General features: G+C 66.4%; 17 protein-coding genes and 1 riboswitch. Of the genes, 12 read left to right on the top strand and 5 right to left on the bottom strand.

The genetic code is table 11. The features are described 5' to 3' along the window. Positions 1-1,722, bottom strand: a complete 1,722-nt coding sequence (locus AB4Y35_RS06975) for an isovaleryl-CoA dehydrogenase (RefSeq protein ID WP_368703912.1) — start codon at positions 1,720-1,722, stop codon at positions 1-3. 372 nt (positions 1,723-2,094) lie between these two features. Here AB4Y35_RS06975 and AB4Y35_RS06970 point away from each other — a divergent pair, with 372 nt between their 5' ends. Beyond that, positions 2,095-3,723 carry a GMC family oxidoreductase gene (locus tag AB4Y35_RS06970; protein WP_368703911.1) on the top strand — a complete coding sequence of 543 codons (1,629 nt, stop codon included), beginning with the start codon at positions 2,095-2,097 and terminating at the stop codon, positions 3,721-3,723. Positions 3,724-3,766: 43 nt separating this feature from the next. On the opposite strand, the gene AB4Y35_RS06965 is transcribed toward AB4Y35_RS06970, so the two are convergent. Then, a complete protein-coding gene (locus tag AB4Y35_RS06965) occupies positions 3,767-4,714 on the bottom strand; it encodes a LysR substrate-binding domain-containing protein (protein ID WP_368702247.1) in 948 nt (315 codons plus the stop codon). Between the two features lie 214 nt (positions 4,715-4,928). On the opposite strand from AB4Y35_RS06965, the gene AB4Y35_RS06960 reads away from it, so the two are divergent. From AB4Y35_RS06960 to AB4Y35_RS06910, 11 genes are all read left to right on the top strand, one after another. After that, entirely contained in the window at positions 4,929-5,357 is a 429-nt protein-coding gene (locus tag AB4Y35_RS06960) for a CidA/LrgA family protein (RefSeq protein ID WP_035512721.1), read from the top strand. 38 nt (positions 5,358-5,395) lie between these two features. Next, positions 5,396-6,118, top strand: a complete 723-nt coding sequence (locus tag AB4Y35_RS06955; protein WP_324148900.1) for an LrgB family protein — start codon at positions 5,396-5,398, stop codon at positions 6,116-6,118. Between the two features lie 84 nt (positions 6,119-6,202). Continuing rightward, a riboswitch (S-adenosyl-L-homocysteine riboswitch) is annotated at positions 6,203-6,310 on the top strand. A 33-nt stretch (positions 6,311-6,343) separates the two neighbouring features. Further along, complete coding sequence (gene ahcY, locus AB4Y35_RS06950) at positions 6,344-7,762, top strand: adenosylhomocysteinase (RefSeq protein WP_368703910.1); 1,419 nt, start codon at positions 6,344-6,346, stop codon at positions 7,760-7,762. A 162-nt stretch (positions 7,763-7,924) separates the two neighbouring features. Further along, positions 7,925-8,278, top strand: coding sequence for a phage holin family protein (locus AB4Y35_RS06945; protein ID WP_028203399.1), 354 nt, complete (start codon positions 7,925-7,927; stop codon positions 8,276-8,278). Between the two features lie 52 nt (positions 8,279-8,330). Continuing rightward, the gene (metF, locus tag AB4Y35_RS06940) at positions 8,331-9,161 is read left to right on the top strand and encodes a methylenetetrahydrofolate reductase [NAD(P)H] (protein WP_368703909.1); all 831 of its coding nucleotides are present in this window, start codon (positions 8,331-8,333) and stop codon (positions 9,159-9,161) included. A gap of 342 nt (positions 9,162-9,503) precedes the next feature. Continuing rightward, positions 9,504-11,138, top strand: coding sequence for an ABC transporter substrate-binding protein (locus tag AB4Y35_RS06935; protein ID WP_368703908.1), 1,635 nt, complete (start codon positions 9,504-9,506; stop codon positions 11,136-11,138). Positions 11,139-11,267: 129 nt separating this feature from the next. Beyond that, the gene (locus AB4Y35_RS06930; protein WP_368703907.1) at positions 11,268-12,281 is read left to right on the top strand and encodes an ABC transporter permease subunit; all 1,014 of its coding nucleotides are present in this window, start codon (positions 11,268-11,270) and stop codon (positions 12,279-12,281) included. Positions 12,282-12,335: 54 nt separating this feature from the next. After that, complete coding sequence (locus AB4Y35_RS06925; protein WP_342920443.1) at positions 12,336-13,253, top strand: ABC transporter permease subunit; 918 nt, start codon at positions 12,336-12,338, stop codon at positions 13,251-13,253. An 84-nt stretch (positions 13,254-13,337) separates the two neighbouring features. After that, positions 13,338-14,336, top strand: a complete 999-nt coding sequence (locus AB4Y35_RS06920; protein WP_368703906.1) for an ABC transporter ATP-binding protein — start codon at positions 13,338-13,340, stop codon at positions 14,334-14,336. Then, a complete protein-coding gene (locus AB4Y35_RS06915; protein WP_368692308.1) occupies positions 14,333-15,367 on the top strand; it encodes a peptide ABC transporter ATP-binding protein in 1,035 nt (344 codons plus the stop codon). Before AB4Y35_RS06920 ends, AB4Y35_RS06915 begins: the two co-directional genes overlap by 4 nt. A gap of 184 nt (positions 15,368-15,551) precedes the next feature. Continuing rightward, positions 15,552-16,658 (top strand): TraB/GumN family protein, encoded by a 1,107-nt coding sequence (locus AB4Y35_RS06910; protein ID WP_368703905.1) that lies wholly within the window; start codon positions 15,552-15,554, stop codon positions 16,656-16,658. Positions 16,659-16,747: 89 nt separating this feature from the next. Here AB4Y35_RS06910 and AB4Y35_RS06905 read toward each other — a convergent pair whose 3' ends face one another. The 3 genes from AB4Y35_RS06905 to pxpA form a co-directional block, all read right to left on the bottom strand. Next, a complete protein-coding gene (locus AB4Y35_RS06905; RefSeq protein ID WP_368703904.1) occupies positions 16,748-17,701 on the bottom strand; it encodes a DUF979 domain-containing protein in 954 nt (317 codons plus the stop codon). After that, positions 17,698-18,441 (bottom strand): DUF969 domain-containing protein, encoded by a 744-nt coding sequence (locus AB4Y35_RS06900; RefSeq protein ID WP_368692306.1) that lies wholly within the window; start codon positions 18,439-18,441, stop codon positions 17,698-17,700. The genes AB4Y35_RS06905 and AB4Y35_RS06900 overlap by 4 nt, the downstream gene beginning before the upstream one ends. Positions 18,442-18,683: 242 nt before the next feature. Further along, positions 18,684-19,439 (bottom strand): 5-oxoprolinase subunit PxpA, encoded by a 756-nt coding sequence (pxpA, locus tag AB4Y35_RS06895; RefSeq protein ID WP_368703903.1) that lies wholly within the window; start codon positions 19,437-19,439, stop codon positions 18,684-18,686. Positions 19,440-19,443 lie beyond the last annotated feature (4 nt).

Below are 19,443 nucleotides of genomic sequence, written 5' to 3'. Positions count from 1 at the left end.
TCACACGGGGCGCGACGGAAACGCCCGCTCGATGATCGCGGCGTGATCGAAGCGCGCAGGCAGCGTGCCGAATACGCGGTCGCAATCGGCGTCGTGCTCGTCGAGGCGCGTGGCGATGAACGCTTCGGCGATCTCCGGCGGGCCGTCGCGCAGCAGCATGGCCTGCGCGATCAGCACGATCTGCTGCGCGATGCGCCGCGCGCTCGCCTCGCGCGTGCCCGGCGCGCCGTTGAGCAGCACCGAGAGGCGATCGAGCGCGGCGTTCAGAACCGGGTGAGTCTGCGCGTCGCGCCGCCACGCGAGAAACAGCGCCTGGGCGGCGTCGGCCTCGCGCTCCAGCGCGCGCAGCACGTCGAGGCACATCACGTTGCCCGAGCCTTCCCAGATCGAGTTGACGGGCGCTTCGCGATAGAAGCGCGCCATCGGCCCTTCCTCGACGTAGCCGTTGCCGCCCCAGACTTCCATGGCCTCGCCCGTGAACGCGAGCGCGCGCTTGCAGACCCAGAACTTCGCCGCGGGCGTGACGATGCGCCGCCAGGCGCGCGCTTCGAGCGACTGGTCGTCCGTATCGCCGGGTTTCGCGTCGGCGCTGTCTTCGAAGGCGCGCGCAAGACGCATGAAGAGCGCCGTCGCCGCTTCAGATTCGAGCGCGAGATCGGCGAGCACGTTTTGCATGAGCGGCTGCTCGGCGAGCACGCGGCCGAACGCGCTGCGGTGGCGCGCGTGGTGGATCGCCTGCACGAGCGCGGCGCGCATGAGCGCCGCGCTGCCGATCACGCAGTCGAGCCGCGTGTAGTTCGCCATCTCGATGATGGTCGGCACGCCGCGGCCTTCGTCGCCGATCATCACGCCGTACGCATCGAAGAACTCCACTTCGCTGCTTGCGTTCGAGCGGTTGCCGAGCTTGTTCTTCAGGCGCTGCACGTTGACCGCGTTTTTGGTGCCGTCCGGCCGGTAGCGCGGCACGAAGAAGCAGGAGAGTCCGTCGTGCTCCGTGGTGCGCGCGAGCACGAGATGCGCGTCGCACTGCGGCGCCGAGAAAAACCACTTGTGGCCGGTCAGCAGATACGCCGCGCCGCGGCCGGCTTCGATGCCCGCGGGGCGCGCCTCGGTGCGGTTGCTGCGCACGTCCGAGCCGCCTTGCTTCTCCGTCATGCCCATACCGATCATCATCGAACGCTTCTGCGCGAGCGGCAGGTCGCGCGCGTCGTGCTCGCGCGTGTAGAGCGGCGCGCGCAACGTTTCGAACAGCGCCGGCTCGCGCTGCAGCACGGCGATGCTCGCGAACGTCATCGTCAGCGGGCACAACGACCCCGATTCGAGCTGCGCGTGCAGGAAGTAGCCTGCGCAGCGCGCGGCCATCGCGCCAGGCTGCGGGTCCGAATAGGGCAGCGCGTGCAATCCCTGCTCGCGCAGCAGCGCGAGCAGCTCGTGCCAGGCGGGGTGGAATTCGATCGCGTCGATACGCTCGCCGCGCGGGCTGTGCGTGTGCAGTTCGGGCTCGTGGCGGTTGGCGAGGTCGGCGAGCGCGAGCGTTTGCGCCTTGCCGAGCGTCTCGCCATGGCGCGCGAGCGTTTCGCGATGCCAGTCCGCGCCTGCGCGCGCGAGGGCCTCGCCGAGCGCCGCGTCGGTGGTGAAGAGGTTGTAGTCGGCGAGCGGCGGCGCCTGGTTCGTGACTTCGTGGCTCGTGCCGGGGCGATGCGTGACTTCCGTCGAGTTCATCTGCCTGTCTCCGATGCAAGGCTTGCGGTGCGCGGCGTGCCTCACGCGCGGCCGTTCGTGTTGTGTTCGCTGTCGTGACGGGGAGGCGTGCGCAGCGGCCGCTCCATGGGAAGCGTCCGTGAGGTGAGTGATTCTTGTGCGCTCCAGCGCTCCCTTTGCCGCTCGCTGGAATCTTGCGGTTTCAGCGCTGGCGGCTGAACCGCCTTCCATCATAGGCGTCGATCCGCCGTCAGGTTTAGAGGGGATGCTCTGACATAAAAGCTGACCTCGGAATCAGACGCTTCCTACAATGCGCCATTGAAGCCGAAAACGAACGAGCGTGCAAATAGCGCGCCGGGGCCTCGCAAGAGGCAAGCCGACAGGACGGAGACGATGCAATACGACTACATCATCGTAGGCGGCGGCTCGGGCGGCGCGTCGCTGGCGGGCCGGCTGGCCGACCGTTGCCCGCAGGCGAGCATCGCGCTCGTCGAAGCCGGGCCGCACACGGCGCGCAATCCGTTCGTCAACATGCCGCTCGGCGTCGCCGCGCTCGTCCCGTTTCGCACGAAAAACAACTACGCCTATGAAACCGTGCCGCAGCCGGGACTCGCCGGCCGGCGCGGTTACCAGCCACGCGGCCGCGGCTTCGGCGGCTCGAGCACCATCAACGCGATGATCTACACGCGCGGCCATCCGCTCGATTACGACGAATGGGCCCAGCTCGGCTGCACGGGCTGGGCGTGGCGCGACGTGCTGCCGTACTTCCTGCGCGCCGAGGACAACGAGCGCGGTGCGAGCGCCTGGCATGGCGCGGGCGGCCCGCTGGGCGTAGCCGACCTGCGCGAGCGCAATCCGGTCGCCGCGCGCTTCGTCGAGGCCGCGCGCGAGGCGGGCTTTCGCCTGAACGACGACTTCAACGGCGAGGAACAGGAGGGCGTCGGCTTCTATCAGGTGACGCAGCGCGGCGGCGAACGCTGCACCGTGGCGCGCGCGTATCTGTATGGGCGCGAGCGGCCGAACCTGCATCTGATCGCCGATGCGACCGTCCTGCGCGTGCGCTTCGACGGCGCGCGCGCGAGCGGCGTGGAGCTTGCGCGCGGCGGCGCGATCGAGACCCTGCAGGCGCGCGCCGAGGTGATCCTCGCGGCGGGCGCGTTCAACTCGCCGCAGCTGCTGATGTGTTCGGGCATCGGCCCCGCCGACGCACTGCGCGCGCTCGGCATTGCGGTGCGCCACGATGCGCCCGAGGTCGGCCGCAACCTGATCGACCATATCGATTTCACCTTCAACAAGCGTGTGCATTCGAGCGACACCGTGGGCTACTCGCTGCGCGGCGCGGCGCGCATGACTGCGGGCTTCGTGCGGTATCTGCGGGGGCGGCGCGGCATGCTCACGACCAACGTGGCGGAGGCGGGCGGCTTTCTGAAGAGCCGCCCCGAACTCGACCGGCCCGACCTGCAGTTGCACTTCTGCACGGCGCTCGTCGACGATCACAGCCGCCGCCTGCATTGGGGCCACGGCTATTCGCTGCACGTGTGCGTGCTGCGCCCGGCGAGCCGCGGCACGGTCACGCTCGCGAGCGCCGACGCGCGCGTGGCGCCCGTGATCGACCCACGCTTTCTCTCCGATCCGCGCGATCTCGACGCCCTCGCGCAGGGCGCGCGCCTCGCGCGGCGCATACTCGACGCGCCCGCGCTGGCGCAGCTGGGCGGCCGCGAACTCTACACACATGGCGAGCAGAGCGACGCGCAATTGCGCGAGACGATCGCCCGCCACGCCGACACGATCTATCACCCCGTCGCGACCTGCCGCATGGGCGGCGACGCGCGCTCCGTCGTCGATCCGCAGTTGCGCGTGCGCGGCGTGACGGGGCTGCGCATCGCCGACGCCTCGGTCATGCCGACACTCATCGGCGGCAACACGAACGCGCCGAGCGTGATGATCGGCGAGCGTGCGGCCGACTTCATCGCACAGGCGCAGTACGCGCCCGATATGGCGGCCCAGCGCGTCGACGCCTGACGTTGCGCGTTTCCTGTTTCGGTGCTTTTGCTGATCGCAGGTTTCAGCCTGGCTTGCCAGGCTGTTTCTCCATCCCCGGCGGATGCACGAAGTCGTCGAGAAACGTGAAGGGCTTGCCGTATTCCGAGCGCGCGACGTCGAGCCAGGCGCGCGCCGCATGCGAGAGATAGCCGCTGCGCTTCCAGCCGATCGCCATGTCCCAGGTGATCTGCGGCTCGCTCACGGGCAGGCAGGTGAAGCGTTCGGCGTCGAGCCGGCGCACATACGGCGCGGGCAGCAGCGCAATGCCCACACCCGCGAGCACGAGCGCGGCCATCAGGTCCCAGTGGCCGCTGCGCCCCACCACCTGCGGCACGAACCCGGCCGTTCGGCACGCGTTCAGCACCACGTCGTTGAGCGCGAGGCTTTCGCCGTAGAACACGAACGGTTCGCCGGCCAGTTCCCCGAGCGGCACGGCGAGCTTGTTGTCCCAGCGCGAGCCGCGCCGCGCGACGAGCCACAGCAGCTCGTGCGAAATCGGCAAGACGTCGATCAGTGCGGGATCGACGGGCAGCAGCACGCCGCCCAGCTCCAGCTCGCCCGAGATCAGCGCGGCTTCGATGGCGCGCGAGCCTTGCTCGAAAAGCTTCAGCTCGATCTTCGGATAGCGCTGGCGGAAGGTGGCGATGGCGGGCGTGAAGAGCGAGCCGCCCATCGGCGGGATGCCGATGGTGAGCTCGCCGCGCCCGAGCGTGCCGAGATCGGCGAGTTCGGCCTGCAGCTGCGCTTGCGCGGCGAGCACGTCCTGGCCGCGCTGGTAGACGATGCGCCCGGCGTCGGTGAGCACCATCTGGCGCGCGTCGCGCAGCAGGAGCTGGGTGCCGGTCTCGTCTTCGAGCGCCTTCACCATCTTGCTGATGGTCGGCTGGGTGACATGCAGTTTTTCGGCCGCGGCGGTGAAGCTCTGTTGCCGCACCACCTCGATGAAATAGCGAAGCGCGCGCAGTTCCACGATCGGGACTCCACAAATGTGCAGGAAGCACGCTCAGCGGGGCGCGGAGTTGGTGCATTCCAATATGGAATGTAGAAGATGATCTTAAGTCATTATGTTTATGCTGCGCTGCACCCTATACTGACTTCCATTCCAGTGTCACTTAGGGTTTGCCATGACTACCACCACCGCGACCGCGAAAGTCTCCGAAAACGCCGAGCGCAAAGCGGGCGGCATGGCGAGCTTCGGGCGCCGTATCGGCCGCATTACCGTGCAATCGGCGCTGCTCGCGGGCGTCTGGTACGCCGCCGACGCCCTTACGCGCTTCACGCACCTGCCGGTGCCGGGCGGCGTGGTCGGCCTCGTGCTGCTGCTCGCGCTGCTTTTTTGCGGCGGCGTCACGCCGCGCTGGGTGAAGGCGGGCGCCGACTGGCTGCTCTCCGACATGCTGCTGTTCTTCATTCCGGCTGCCGTGGCCGCCGTGAAATATGGCGGCCTGTTTCGCGCCGACGGCTGGCGTCTCGCGCTCGTCGTGGTCGGCGGCACGCTGATGGTGATGGTGGCCGTGGCGTTCGCGGTCGAACAGGCCGCCAAGCTCGAGCGGCGCCTCGCGCTGCGCCGCGTGCGCGATTCGCGGCACTCGCGCCATCTGGCGCGGGCTTGAGGCTGCAACGTCCTGAATAGAGTGAGGCTGATTCCGTCATGAACACGTTTTATTCGTCCCTGTTCGCCGACGACGCGGCGCGGCTCATCGCCGCCGGCTGCTTCATCCTCACCGTTGCGCTCTATTTCGCCTCGAAGGCGCTCTATGCGCGCTTTCGCTCGCCGTGGCTCACGCCGCTCGTTGCGGTGCCCGCGGTGCTCGGCGTGTTCGTGCTGGTGCTCCATATTCCGTACCCCGTGTACTTCCAGGACACGCGCTGGCTCATGTGGCTGCTCGGCCCGGCCACCGTGGCCTTCGCAGTGCCGATCTACGAGTACCGCGACCTGCTCAAACGCCACTGGATCTCGCTCACCGTGGGCGTGACGGTCGGCATCATTGTGGCGGTGGGCGGCTCGCTCGCGCTGGCCAAACTCCTGCACCTTTCGCCCGATCTGCAGCGCAGCCTGATGACGCGCTCGATCTCCACGCCGTTCGCGCTCGCGGTATCGGACAAGATCCACGCGCCGCGCGACCTCACCGCGCTGTTCGTGATCGCCACGGGCGTATGCGGCATGCTGTTCGGCGAACTGGTGCTCGGCCTCGTGCCGCTGCGCACGCGGCTGGCGCGCGGCGCGCTGTTCGGTGCGGCGGCGCACGGCGTGGGCACGGCGAAGGCGCGCGAGCTGGGCAGCGAAGAAGGCGTGGTGGCGAGCCTCACGATGATGATCGCGGGCGTGGTGATGGTGCTGCTCGCGCCGGCGCTCGGATTCCTGCCGGTTTGAAGTCCCGCGGGCGCGTTCGCGCCCGCTTTTTTGGCCTATGCGCACGCGCGCGGACGCCATCCCGATTTGCTACAATCTCGGCTCGCTTTCGAGGAGCGTTGCGACGGGTTTTCTGTGACCCGCCAGGCTCGAAAGTGCTTCAATCCGGTTGACTCCACTGAATCAACCGCACTGAAACGGCGCTCACGTCTTTAATTTCTAGTCACTTTTAGAAAGGAGGGCGTGATGAACGCCGCAGTTCCGCAAGATCAAGCCAAAGATTTCATCGTCGCCGATATGTCGCTTGCCGCCTGGGGCCGCAAGGAACTCAATATCGCCGAGACCGAAATGCCGGGCCTCGTGCAAACGCGCGAAGAGTACAAGGCGCAGCAGCCGCTCAAGGGCGCGCGCATCGCCGGTTCGCTGCACATGACGATCCAGACGGGCGTGCTGATCGAGACGCTCACCGCGCTCGGCGCCGACGTCCGCTGGGCCTCGTGCAACATCTTCTCGACGCAGGACCACGCCGCCGCCGCAATCGCGCAGGGCGGCGTGCCGGTGTTCGCGTTCAAGGGCGAATCGCTCGACGAATACTGGGAGTTCTCGCACCGCATCTTCGAATGGCCGAACGGCGAGTTCGCCAACATGATCCTCGACGACGGCGGCGACGCCACGTTGCTGCTGATCCTCGGCTCGAAGGCTGAAAAGGACCGCTCGGTCATCGCCAAGCCGACGAACGAAGAAGAAGTCGCGCTGTACAAGTCGATCGCCGCGCACCTCGACGTCGATCCGCAGTGGTACTCGAAGCGCCTTTCGCACATCCAGGGCGTGACCGAAGAAACCACGACGGGCGTGCACCGCCTGTACCAGATGGAGAAGGAAGGCCGTCTGCCGTTCCCGGCCATCAACGTCAACGACTCGGTCACGAAGTCGAAGTTCGACAACCTGTACGGCTGCCGCGAGTCGCTCGTGGACGGCATCAAGCGCGCGACCGACGTGATGATCGCGGGCAAGATCGCGGTCGTGGCCGGTTACGGCGACGTGGGCAAGGGCTGCGCGCAATCGCTGCGCGGTCTGGGCGCCACGGTGTGGGTCACGGAAATCGATCCGATCTGCGCGCTGCAGGCCGCGATGGAAGGCTACCGCGTCGTGACGATGGAATACGCCGCCGACAAGGCCGACATCTTCGTGACGGCCACGGGCAACTACCACGTGCTGAACCACGAGCACCTGAAGGCGATGCGCCACAACGCCATCGTCTGCAACATCGGCCACTTCGACTCGGAAATCGACGTGGCGTCGACGCGCCAGTACCAGTGGGAAAACATCAAGCCGCAAGTCGACCACATCATCTTCCCGGACGGCAAGCGCGTGATCCTGCTGGCCGAAGGCCGCCTCGTGAACCTGGGCTGCGCCACGGGCCACCCGTCGTTCGTGATGTCGAACTCGTTCACGAACCAGACGCTCGCGCAGATCGAACTGTTCACGCAGGGCAAGAAGTACGAGAACAAGGTGTACGTGCTGCCGAAGCACCTCGATGAGAAGGTTGCACGCCTGCACCTCGCGCGCATCGGCGCGAACCTGACCGTGCTGTCGGACGACCAGGCTTCGTACATCGGCGTCGACAAGAACGGTCCGTTCAAGCCGAACCACTATCGCTACTAAGCCGATACAACGCGATACAAAGCGGGCTGCCGTTTTAAGCCCGCTTTAAGCGGTCAAGCGGATGCTGACCCCAATCCCTGCGCGCACAACGCGTGGGGACCGCGGGCGGCATCCGCCGCCGGCACCTGGCGATACAAAAGCAACGACGCAAAAGGAGTCCTTATGACCGTGCTGCTGACCTGGCTGATCAACGCGCTCGCGCTCCTGATCATCACCTGGCTCGTTCCGTCGATCCATATTCGCAGCTTCGGCACCGCGCTCATCGTCGCGATCGTGCTCGGCCTCATCAATGCCGTGCTGCGCCCGCTGCTGATCGTGCTCACGCTGCCCGTGACCATCCTCACACTCGGCCTCTTCATCCTCGTGGTGAACGCGCTGTGCTTCTGGCTGGCGGCGTCGCTCCTCAAGGGCTTCGAGGTGTCGGGCTTCTGGTCGGCATTTTTCGGCTCGATCCTGTACAGCATCGTGTCGTGGCTGCTGTCGGCGCTGATTTTCGGCAACCGCAGCCTCGGCTGACGCGGGCCCGGGCCGCCCACGTGCGCGGCCCGGCCTCACTGGCCTCATCAACATGAAACCGATCGAACTCTCATTCGAATTCTTCCCGCCGAAGACGCCGGACGGCCTGGAAAAGCTGCGCGCGACGCGGGCGGAACTTGCCACGCTCAAGCCGAAGTTCTTCTCGGTGACGTTCGGCGCGGGCGGCTCGACGCAACAGGGCACGCTCGACACCGTCGTCGATATCGCGAAGGCGGGCATCGAGGCGGCGCCGCACCTCTCGTGCATCGGCTCCTCGAAAGAGAGCCTGCGCGCGATTCTCGGCGAGTACCGCTCGCACGGCATCCGCCACATCGTGGCGCTGCGCGGCGACCTGCCCTCGGGCATGGGCGCGGTGGGCGAACTGCGCTACGCGTCGGAACTCGTCGCCTTCATCCGCGAGGAAACCGGCGACGCGTTCCACATCGAAGTGGCCGCGTATCCCGAGTACCACCCGCAGGCGCGTTCGCCGCGCCACGACCTCGAAGCGTTCGCGCAAAAGGTGAAAGCGGGCGCCAATTCGGCGATCACGCAGTACTTCTTCAACGCGGATGCGTATTTCCGCTTCGTCGACGACGCGAAGAAGCTGGGCGTGGATATTCCCATCGTGCCCGGCATCATGCCGATCACGAACTACTCGCAGCTCATGCGTTTTTCGGAGATGTGCGGCGCCGAAGTGCCGCGCTGGGTCGCCAAACGTCTGGAAAGCTTCGGCGACGACCGCGAGTCGATCCGCGCGTTCGGGCTCGACGTGGTGACCGACCTGTGCCGCCGTCTCGTCGATGCGGGCGTGCCGGGCATCCACTTCTATACGCTCAACGCGGCGCCGGCCACCAAGGCCATTTGCGGGCGGCTCGGCTTCTAGGGCGCTTGCTCTCGCCCCGCCAGGCGGCGACAAACCGCGCGGTTTCCGGACCCCCGGGCCGCGCGGTTTTCTTTTGAATAGCCCGATCCGGATCACTCCGGGTGACCCTGGTCAGGCGCTCAGGCCCGCCCGGGAGCGCGCGTCAATTCGGCGCGCTATTGTCAGTTTCCGGCGCAACAAAAAGGGGCAAAGCTACGTTGCAGCGCACCATGCGGCAACAAGCGATCCTGTCAACCCGGCGTTTTCCACAGGCGACGGGACTTTTGGCTTGCTTGTGACTGCGGCACCTGCTGTGTAAGATCGCGCTACGCTGGCGCAAGCCGGCACTGAACTGGAGGAAACATGAAAGAAAACAAACTGTTGCGTGCTGCACGAATGACGTCTCTCGTGGCGCTCGCAGCGGCATCGATTGCTGGAGCCCCGCTCGCGCACGCCGCGCAAAGCATTCCGAACAAGACGCTCGTCTACTGCTCGGAAGGCAGCCCCGCTGGCTTCGATCCGGCCCAATACACGACCGGCACCGACTTCACCGCGAACACGTTCACCGTCTACAACCGCCTCGTCGAATTCGAGCGCGGCGGCACCAAGGTCGAACCGGGTCTCGCAGAATCGTGGGACGTTTCGCCGGACGGCAAGACCTACACGTTCCATCTGCGTCATGGCGTGAAGTTCCAGACCACCTCGTTCTTCAAGCCCACGCGCGAATTCAATGCGGACGACGTCGTGTTCTCGTTCGATCGCATGCTCAACCCGAACAATGCGTTCCGCAAGGCGTACCCGGTGTCGTTCCCGTACTTCACCGACATGGGCCTCGACAAGCTGATCGCGAAGGTCGAGAAGGTCGACCCGTACACGGTCAAGTTCACGCTGAACGAGCCGAACGCGCCGTTCATCCAGAACATGGCGATGGAATTCGCCTCGATCCTGTCGGCTGAATACGCGGATCAACTGATGAAGGCCGGCAAGGCCGCCGACATCAACCAGTTCCCGGTCGGCACGGGTCCGTTCATCTTCAAGAGCTACACGAAGGACGCGACGATCCGCTACGACGGCAATCCCGACTACTGGAAGCCGGGCGCCGTGAAGCTCTCGAAGCTGATCTTCTCGATCACGCCGGACGCCAGCGTGCGCGTGCAGAAGATCAAGCGCGACGAATGCCAGGTGATGAGCTATCCGCGTCCCGCCGACATCGCGCCGCTGAAGGCCGAGCCGAACATCGCGATGCCGTCGCAGCCGGGCTTCAACCTGGGCTACCTGTCGTACAACGTCACCCACAAGCCGCTCGACAACGTCGATGTGCGCCACGCGCTCGACATGGCGATCAACAAGAAGGCGATCATCGACTCGGTGTACCAGGGTGCGGGCCAGCTCGCAACCAACCCGATGCCGCCGACGCAGTGGTCCTACGTCAAGAACCTGCCGGCCAACGCGTACGACCCGGAGAAGGCCAAGGCGCTGCTCGCCAAGGCTGGCATGTCGAACGGCTTCGAGATCACGCTGTGGGCCATGCCTGTGCAGCGCGCCTACAACCCGAACGCACGTCTGATGGCCGAGATGATCCAGGCCGACTGGGCCAAGATCGGCGTGAAGGCGAAGATCGTCACGTATGAGTGGGGCGAGTACATCAAGCGCGCGCACGCAGGCGAAGACGACTCGATGCTGATCGGCTGGACGGGCGACAACGGCGATCCGGACAACTGGCTCGGCACGCTGCTCGGCTGCGAAGCGGTGAACGGCAACAACTTCGGCAAGTGGTGCTACAAGCCGTTCGACGACCTGGTCCAGAAGGGCCGTCAGACCTCGGATGTTGCGCAGCGCACGAAGTACTACCAGGAAGCGCAGCAGATCTTCGCGAAGCAACTGCCGTTCTCGCCGATCGCTCACTCGACCGTCTATCAGCCGGTCAGCAAGAAGGTGACCGACATGCGCATCGAACCGCTTGGCTACGCGCGCTTCGACGGCGTGGGCATGCAGTAAGGATAATCGGGTAAGACTTTCCGCTCGGTCCGCCTATCAGCCAGGACCGGCGGAAAATGGTCCGGCGACCGGGGTCACGAGCCCCTGTCGCCGGTTGCGTTTCATTTCAAGCTTTTGGGGGAACACCACATGTTCCGCTTCGTATTGCGCCGCATCGGCATGGTCATACCCACGTTCATCGGGATCACCATCCTTGCGTTCGCACTCATCCACCTGATCCCGGGCGACCCTATCGAAGTGATGATGGGCGAGCGCGGCGTCGATCCGCAAATGCACGCCGAGGCGATGCACCGCCTGGGGCTCGACGAGCCCCTGCCGATGCAGTATGTGCACTACGTCTGGCACGCCGTGCACGGCAATCTCGGCACCTCGATCATCACCAACACGAGCGTGATGGGCGAGTTTCTCGCGCGCTTTCCCGCTACCGTCGAGCTGTCGCTATGCGCGCTTATCTTCGCGCTCGCGGTCGGCTTGCCCGCTGGCGTGTTCGCGGCACTGCGGCGCGGCACCGTCGTCGATCACGGCGTCATGGGCACCGCGCTCACCGGCTACTCCATGCCGATCTTCTGGTGGGGGCTCATCCTCATCATGGTGTTCTCGTCGAAGCTCGGCTGGACGCCCGTGTCGGGCCGCATCGCGGTGGAATTCGACATTCCGCACGTGACCGGCTTCATGCTGATCGACTCGCTCCTGCCCGGCACCGACGAAGGCGCGTTCCGCTCGGTGCTCTCGCACCTGATCCTGCCCGCCATCGTGCTCGGCACGATTCCGCTCGCCGTGGTCGCGCGCATGACGCGCTCGTCCATGCTTGAAGTGCTGCGCGAGGACTACATCCGCACCGCGCGCGCCAAAGGGCTTTCGCCCGTGCGCGTGATCGTCGTGCATGCGCTGCGCAACGCGCTCATTCCCGTGGTGACCGTGATCGGCCTGCAGGTCGGCACGCTGCTCGCGGGCGCGGTGCTCACCGAAACGCTGTTCTCCTGGCCCGGCATCGGCAAATGGCTGATCGACGCGATCAGCCGGCGCGACTACCCGGTGGTGCAAGGCGGCATTCTCATGATCGCGACACTCGTGATCGTCGTGAACCTGTTCGTCGATCTGCTGTACGGCGTGCTCAACCCGCGCATTCGACATACGAGGTAAGCGAGCCATGAAAATGCGAACCCCACAACACCACATTCAACACCAGGAGGCATGATGGCTGACATTCAGAACACCGTGCCTCGCGCCGTCACGCCGCCTTCGGGCCGCGCGCTCGTGCTGCGCGAATTCTGGGCGAACTTCTCGCGCAACAAGGGCGCCGTGGGCGCCGGCGTGATCGTGCTCGCGCTGATCGTCATCGCGATCTTCGCACCGCTGATCGCGCCGCACAGCCCCATCGAGCAGTACCGCGACTACGTGAAGATTCCGCCCGCCTGGCTCGACGGCGGCAACTGGAAGTTCATCCTCGGCACCGACGAAGCGGGCCGCGACATCCTCTCGCGTCTGATGTACGGCGCGCGGCTTTCGCTGTGGATCGGCTGCGTCTCGGTGGTGCTCGCGCTGATTCCGGGCATCGTGCTCGGGCTCGTCGCCGCGTTCTTCGAGAAGTGGGCCGATACGCCGATCATGCGTCTCATGGACGTGCTGCTCGCGCTGCCCTCGCTGTTGCTCGCGGTGGCCGTGGTCGCGATCATCGGTCCGGGTCTCACGAACACCATGCTCGCGATCGCGATCGTGGCGCTGCCCGGCTACGTGCGTCTCACGCGCGGTTCGGCTTTGGGCGAACTGCACAAGGAGTACGTGACCGCTTCGCGCGTGGCCGGTGCCGGCACGCTGCGCCTGATGTTCTCGCAGGTGCTGCCAAACTGTACGGCGCCGCTCATCGTGCAGGCGACGCTCGGCTTTAGCTCGGCGATTCTCGACGCCGCCGCGCTCGGCTTCCTCGGCCTCGGCGTGCAGCCGCCGCGTGCGGAGTGGGGCGCGATGCTCGCCTCGGCGCGCGACTACATCGACAGCGCATGGTGGATCGTCACGATGCCGGGTCTGTCCATCCTCATTTCGGTGCTCGCGATCAACCTGCTCGGCGACGGGCTGCGCGACGCGCTCGATCCCAAGCTCAAGCGGATGGCCTGACATGAAGACGACCCCCACACTCCCTTCGGTCGTTGCCCCCCGAGGGGGCGTCAGTCCTCTTGGGGCGGCCCGGCGAGGACTGACATGAACAACGAACTTTTGACCATCCGTAATCTGGCCGTGAACTTCAACGGCCTGCCCGCCGTTGACCGCGTGAACCTGTCGGTCGCGCCCGGCGAAGTGCTCGGCATCGTCGGCGAATCGGGCTCGGGCAAGAGCGTGACGATGATGGCGCTGATGGGCCTCATCGACGCCCCCGGCAAGGTGACGGCGGATTCGATCACCTTCGACGGCCGCGATCTGCTGGGCGCCACGGGCAAGGAGCGCCGCCGCATCGTCGGCAAGGACATCGCCATGGTGTTCCAGGACGCGCTCACGAGCCTGAACCCGAGCTACACCGTCGGCTATCAGATCAAGGAAGTGCTCAAGCTGCACGAGGGCCTGCGCGGCTCCGCGCTGCATGCGCGCGCCATCGAACTGCTCGACCAGGTCGGCATTCCCGACGCGAAGAACCGCATCGACAACTTCCCGCACCAGATGTCGGGCGGCATGAACCAGCGCGTGATGATTGCGATGGCCGTGGCCTGCAACCCGAAGCTGCTGATCGCCGACGAGCCCACCACGGCGCTCGACGTGACGATCCAGGCGCAGATCATGGAACTGCTCGTGCGTCTGCAGAAGGACCGCGGCATGGCGCTCGTGCTGATCTCGCACGATCTGGCCGTGGTTTCCGAAGTCGCGCAACGCGTGGCCGTGATGTACGCGGGCGAGATCATCGAAACGAACCGCGTGCCGGACATCTTTTCGCGTCCGCATCATCCGTACACGGAAGCGCTGCTCGCCGCGATTCCCGAGCACAACAAGGGGGCGATGCGGCTTGCCGCGCTGCCCGGCATGGTGCCCGGCCGCGACGACCGGCCGAGCGGCTGTCTGTTCGCGCCGCGCTGCAAGTATGTGGTGGATGACTGCATGAAGGCGCGGCCCGCGCTCGACGCAGTAACCGATGAAAGCGGCTACGCGCAAGTGCGCTGCATCAAGCCGCTGAACGCGGCGGTGACTCAATCCAGTGGAGGCGCGCGATGAACGCAGTCCAGCAACACGCGGCTCATCAGGACCATCAGGACGACAAGGTTCTCATCGCCGACGATCTCAAGAAGCACTACACCGTCAAGCGCGGCATGTTCGGCACGGGCACCGTGAAGGCGCTCAACGGCGTGTCGTTCTCGCTCACGCGCGGGCGCACGCTCGCCGTGGTGGGCGAGTCCGGCTGCGGCAAATCGACGCTCGCGCGCCAGCTCACGATGATCGAGCCGCCCACCGCGGGCAAGCTGACCATCGACGGCGAGGACGTTGCGCACGCCAACGCCGCGAAGATCGCCGCGCTGCGCCGCCGCGTGCAGATGGTGTTCCAGAACCCGTTCGCCTCGCTCAACCCGCGCAAGACCGTGGAGCAGACGCTCGGCGAGCCGCTCGCCATCAACACGCGCCTCACGGCGAGCGAGCGCGCGGACCGCATCGCGCACATGATGCGCATCGTCGGCCTGCGCCCCGAGCACGCCAAGCGCTATCCGCACATGTTCTCGGGCGGCCAGCGCCAGCGCGTGGCGATCGCGCGGGCCATGATTCTCGACCCGCAGATCGTCGTGGCCGACGAGCCGGTTTCCGCGCTCGACGTCTCGATCCAGGCGCAGATTCTCAATCTGTTCATGGACTTGCAGGAGCAGTTCCGCACGAGCTACGTGTTCATCTCGCACAACCTGGCCGTGGTCGAGCACATTGCCGACGACGTGATGGTGATGTATCTGGGCGGCGTGGCGGAACTGGGCGACAAGGACACGGTGATCTCGCGGCCGCGCCATCCGTACACGCGCTCGCTGCTCTCGGCCACGCCCGCGATCTTCGAGGCGGACCGCCGCGTGAAGATCAAGCTCGAGGGCGAATTGCCTTCGCCGCTCAACCCGCCGTCTGGTTGCACGTTCCATCAACGTTGTCCATACGCGGTCGAGCGGTGTCGTAAGGAAGTGCCTGTTCTTCGCGAAGTGGACGGCCGTCAGGTATCCTGCCATCGTGCAGAGGAGGTGGGGGAAGAGGATGGGCGGCCCATGCCGGCCTGAAGCGACGGCGGCGCGTCGTTTTATTGCTACGCGCCGCCAGTTGATGGGCGGCCGTCGTGCCGCCTTTTTCACTGTTTTTTCCACCGTTTTCTCCGCCGTCCTTTCAATCATTCCGGCTGCCGCGCTTGCCGTGGCGGCCGGGCTGGGTACGGCTGTTCGTGTGACATTCGGTGTGGCTTTTGGTGTGGCATTCGCGGTGGCGTTGCGTGCGGCGTTGAAGAAAGCGTCGCGCGCTGCGGCGCGCGTGGCGCTCACGCTGGCGCTCGCGGTCGGCGTGCTCGCCGGCGCCGCGGGCCCGGCGGTCGCTGGCGGCGCCGTCGCCAACACGCCCGGGGTGCACCCGGCCGTGCCCATGCCGCGCGGCGCGAACGGCGGCATTCCCGGCTTTCACGCCGCGCCCGCCGTGCCGAGCTACGCATCGGGCACGACGGCTGGCGGCCCGGTGCGCACCCAGCCTGCGCGCATGCCGTTCTACGTCGCCACGCGCGGCAATCTCACGATCTATCTGCTCGGCACGCTCCATGTGGGCGACCCCGCCGACTATCCGCCCGGCCAGCCGTTTCGCCCGCAGATTCTCGCGGCGCTCGGCGCGTCGCCCATTCTTGCGCTCGAGCTGTCCCCCGACGATCTGCTGGTGTCCCAGGACGACGTCTCGAAATACGGGGTGTGCAGACGGCCCTGTCTGCCGGGCCTGTTGCCCGATCCGCTCTGGCAGAAACTCGAGGCGCGCATGCGCGGCAATCCCGAGGCGCTCGCCGAGATCCGCAAGATGCGGCCGTGGCTCGCCTCGCTGCTGGTGGAAACCTACGATTCGCTGAGCGCCGGCCTGCAGACCGAGTACGGCACCGAGGCGCAGCTGCAGAACGTGTTCCTGCGCTGGAAGGGCCGCCGCATCGTCGGGCTGGAGACGCTCGGCGAGCAGATGCGCGCCTTCACGAACCTGAGCCTCGCGCAGCAGCGCGAGATGCTCGCCCAGGACCTGGCGCAGACGCCGGCGCAAAACGTATCCGACGTGCAGACGCTGCTGCACCTGTGGCGCGTGGGCGACGCCGACGCGATCGCCGCCTGGGAATCGGCGCGCACCGAAAAGCTCTCGCACGACGCGCGGGTGGCGGCGTCGGTCGACAACCGCATCGTCTACGAGCGCAACCGGCGCTTCGTTTCGCGCATGCAGCAGTATGTGGCGCCCAACAAGCCGCTCTTCGTCGCCGTCGGCGCGCTGCACCTGGGCGGCCCCAAAGGCGTGCTCCAGCTGCTGCGCCAGCGTGGCTTCAATGTCGACCCGGGTTGAGCCGGGTTAAGCCCTGCGCGCTCGCACGCGGCCTGAATGCAAAAAGCCGGCTTTCGCCGGCTTTTTTGCAACCGCATGCGTACGAGACGTCAAAACCCGAACACGTTCAGCAGCACGATATTCGCCGCGAGGATGCCCAGCGCCGTGGGCACCTGCACGCGGATCACCGCGTTCTTGTCGGGCAGCTCCAGCAGGGCCGCGGGCACCATGTTGAAGTTCGCGGCCATCGGCGTCATCAGCGTGCCGCAGTAGCCCGAGAACATGCCGATGGCGGCCATCATCGCCGGATTGACGTGGAACACGCCCACCAGCACCGGAACGCCCACGCCGCCCGTCATCACCGGAAACGCGGCGAAGCCGTTGCCCATGATGATCGTGAAGAGCGCCATGCCCACGCAATACACGACGACGGCGACGAAGCGCACGTCCATGTTGATGTACGACGTCGTGACGTGCGCCACGGCCTTGCCCACGCCCGCGTCCGAGAACACGAGGCCGAGCATGCCGAGCATTTGCGGCAGGACGGCGGCCCACGAGAGTGCGTCGACGAGGCGGCGCGTTTCCTTCATCGACTGGCCGACGCTGTCGCGCGTGATGATGCAGGCAATCACGAGCGCGATCACGCAGCCGATGCCGAAGCCGATCAGCGTGACGTTCTTCGGGTCGATGAGCGCCTTGCCGCCGAAGACGAGATGGCTGGCCGCGAGCGTGAGCACGACCGTGATGACCGGAATGGTGAGCGCCGGCACGAAGAGCTTGTTGCCCAGCCGCTTCGCGCTGGCGAGACGCGTTTCGAGCGCGAGCACCTTGGGCTTCGCGGCCGTCACGCCGCCGAGCCCCGCGATCAGCGCCATGGCGAGCACGAGCACGCCCACGACTTCGGCGGGCAGCAGGTCGCCGACGAGAAAGATCAGCGCGTAGAGCAGCCAGAAGCCGCCCGCCGTGAAGCGGCGCGGATGCTCGCGGTCCATCACGATCATGCCGCCGACGATGAGCAGCACGATGCCGAGCAGCCAGAAGAGCCAGTTGAGGGTGAGCGTCATGCTTCGTCTCCTTGAGCACGGCTTGCAGCCTTGGCGTCGCTCGCGTTGCGCATGGCGCCCAGTTCGCGTTCGAGCTTGCGGTCGAGCAGCCAGAGCCGGAAGCCGTGAATCAGGAACGCGCAGATCGCCGTGGGAATGCCCCAGAACGCCACGTGGATCGGCTCGACCGAAACGCCCGCTTCCTTGAGCAGCGTGACCATCAGCACGATCGCGCCGAACGCGACGAAGATGTCCTCGCCGAAGAAGAGACCCACGTTGTCGGTCGCGGCCGAATAGGCGCGCAGCTTGTAGCGCACGGCGTCGGAGAGCTTGCCGAAGCGGTTTTCGGTGGCGCCTTCGGCCATCGGCGCGATGAGCGGGCGCACCATCTGCGGATGGCCGCCGAGGCCCGTCAAGCCGACGGCGGCGGTCAACTCGCGCACGAGCAGATAGACGATCAGCAGACGGCCAGCGGTGGCCGCCTTGATGCTGCCGATCCAGATCTGCGCGCGCTCACGCAGGCCGTGGCGCTCGAGCAGCCCGATCACGGCGAGCGGCAACAGGATGATGAGCGGAATGTTGCGGGTCTTGATGAAGCCGGTGCCGATGGCGGCGAGAATCTTCGCGACCGGGAAGCCCCCGGCGAAACCGGTGACGACGGCCGCCGCGGCGACGATCAGCATCGGATTGAAGCGTAGCAAGAAGCCGGCGATGATGACGGCCACGCCGATCAGCGGCCATAAGTTGACGGTGCTCTGCATGTAGATCTCCAAACGTATTGGCTTGTCATTGATTGCCGCGGATAGCGGCGTTGACTTCGTGGCTCTGTCGGCCATTCGCACAACTACGAACCTGCTGGATACGACTACGAACCTGCTGGGTACACAACTACGCCTGGCAAGCTTGCGCTGCCGAGGGATTGCCTGGTGATTGCCTTCGGTGATACGGCTCGAGCGGCGCGCGGCGCATGCCGTGCGCCTTGCTGCATTCAAATTCGCGTGCGTCAGGCTTGGCCGGCGCCCGCCGCGCGCACGCCAATGCCGGCGTCGTCGAGCGCCGTACGGATGCGTCGCGCGAACGCGAGCGCGTGCGGGCCGTCGCCGTGCAGGCAAATGGTCTGCGCGTTGAGCGCCACCCAGGCGCCGTTCACCGCCTGCACGCGCTGCTCGCGGATCATCGCGAGCGTGCGCGTGAGCACGGTGTCTTCGTCGTCGAGCAACGCGCCCGGCTCGCTGCGCGGCACGAGCGAGCCGTCCGCGCGATAGCCGCGGTCGGCGAACACTTCCTCGATCGCGACGAGCCCCGCCTCGCGCGCTGCCGTCACGAGGCCGCTGCCCGCGAGCGCGAACACCGTCACGGACGGATCGAAGTCGTGCACCGCGGAGACGATGGCCTCGGCGATCTGCGGGTCACGCGCGGCCTGGTTGTAGAGCGCGCCGTGCGGCTTCACGTGGGCGATGCGGCCGCCTTCGGCCTGGGCGATCGCAGAGAGCGCGCCGAGCTGATACAGCACGCCCGCGTAGATTTCCTCGGGCGGCAGGTTCATCTCCTTGCGGCCGAAGTTTTCGGGGTCGTTGAAGCTCGGATGCGCGCCGATCGACACGCCTTTCTCCACGGCCCAGCGCACGCATTCGCGCATGGCGTTGGCGCCGCCCGCGTGCCAGCCGCACGCGATGTTGGCGGAGCTCACGAGGTCGAGCAGCGCCTCGTCGGAGCCGCAGCCTTCGCCGAGATCGGCATTCAGATCGATGGTGGTCATGATG

Origin of the sequence: Paraburkholderia sp. EG286A (assembly GCF_040965375.1) — a bacterium.
Taxonomy (GTDB): Bacteria; Pseudomonadota; Gammaproteobacteria; order Burkholderiales; family Burkholderiaceae; genus Paraburkholderia.
This window is presented reverse-complemented; position numbering and strand designations above follow the sequence as displayed.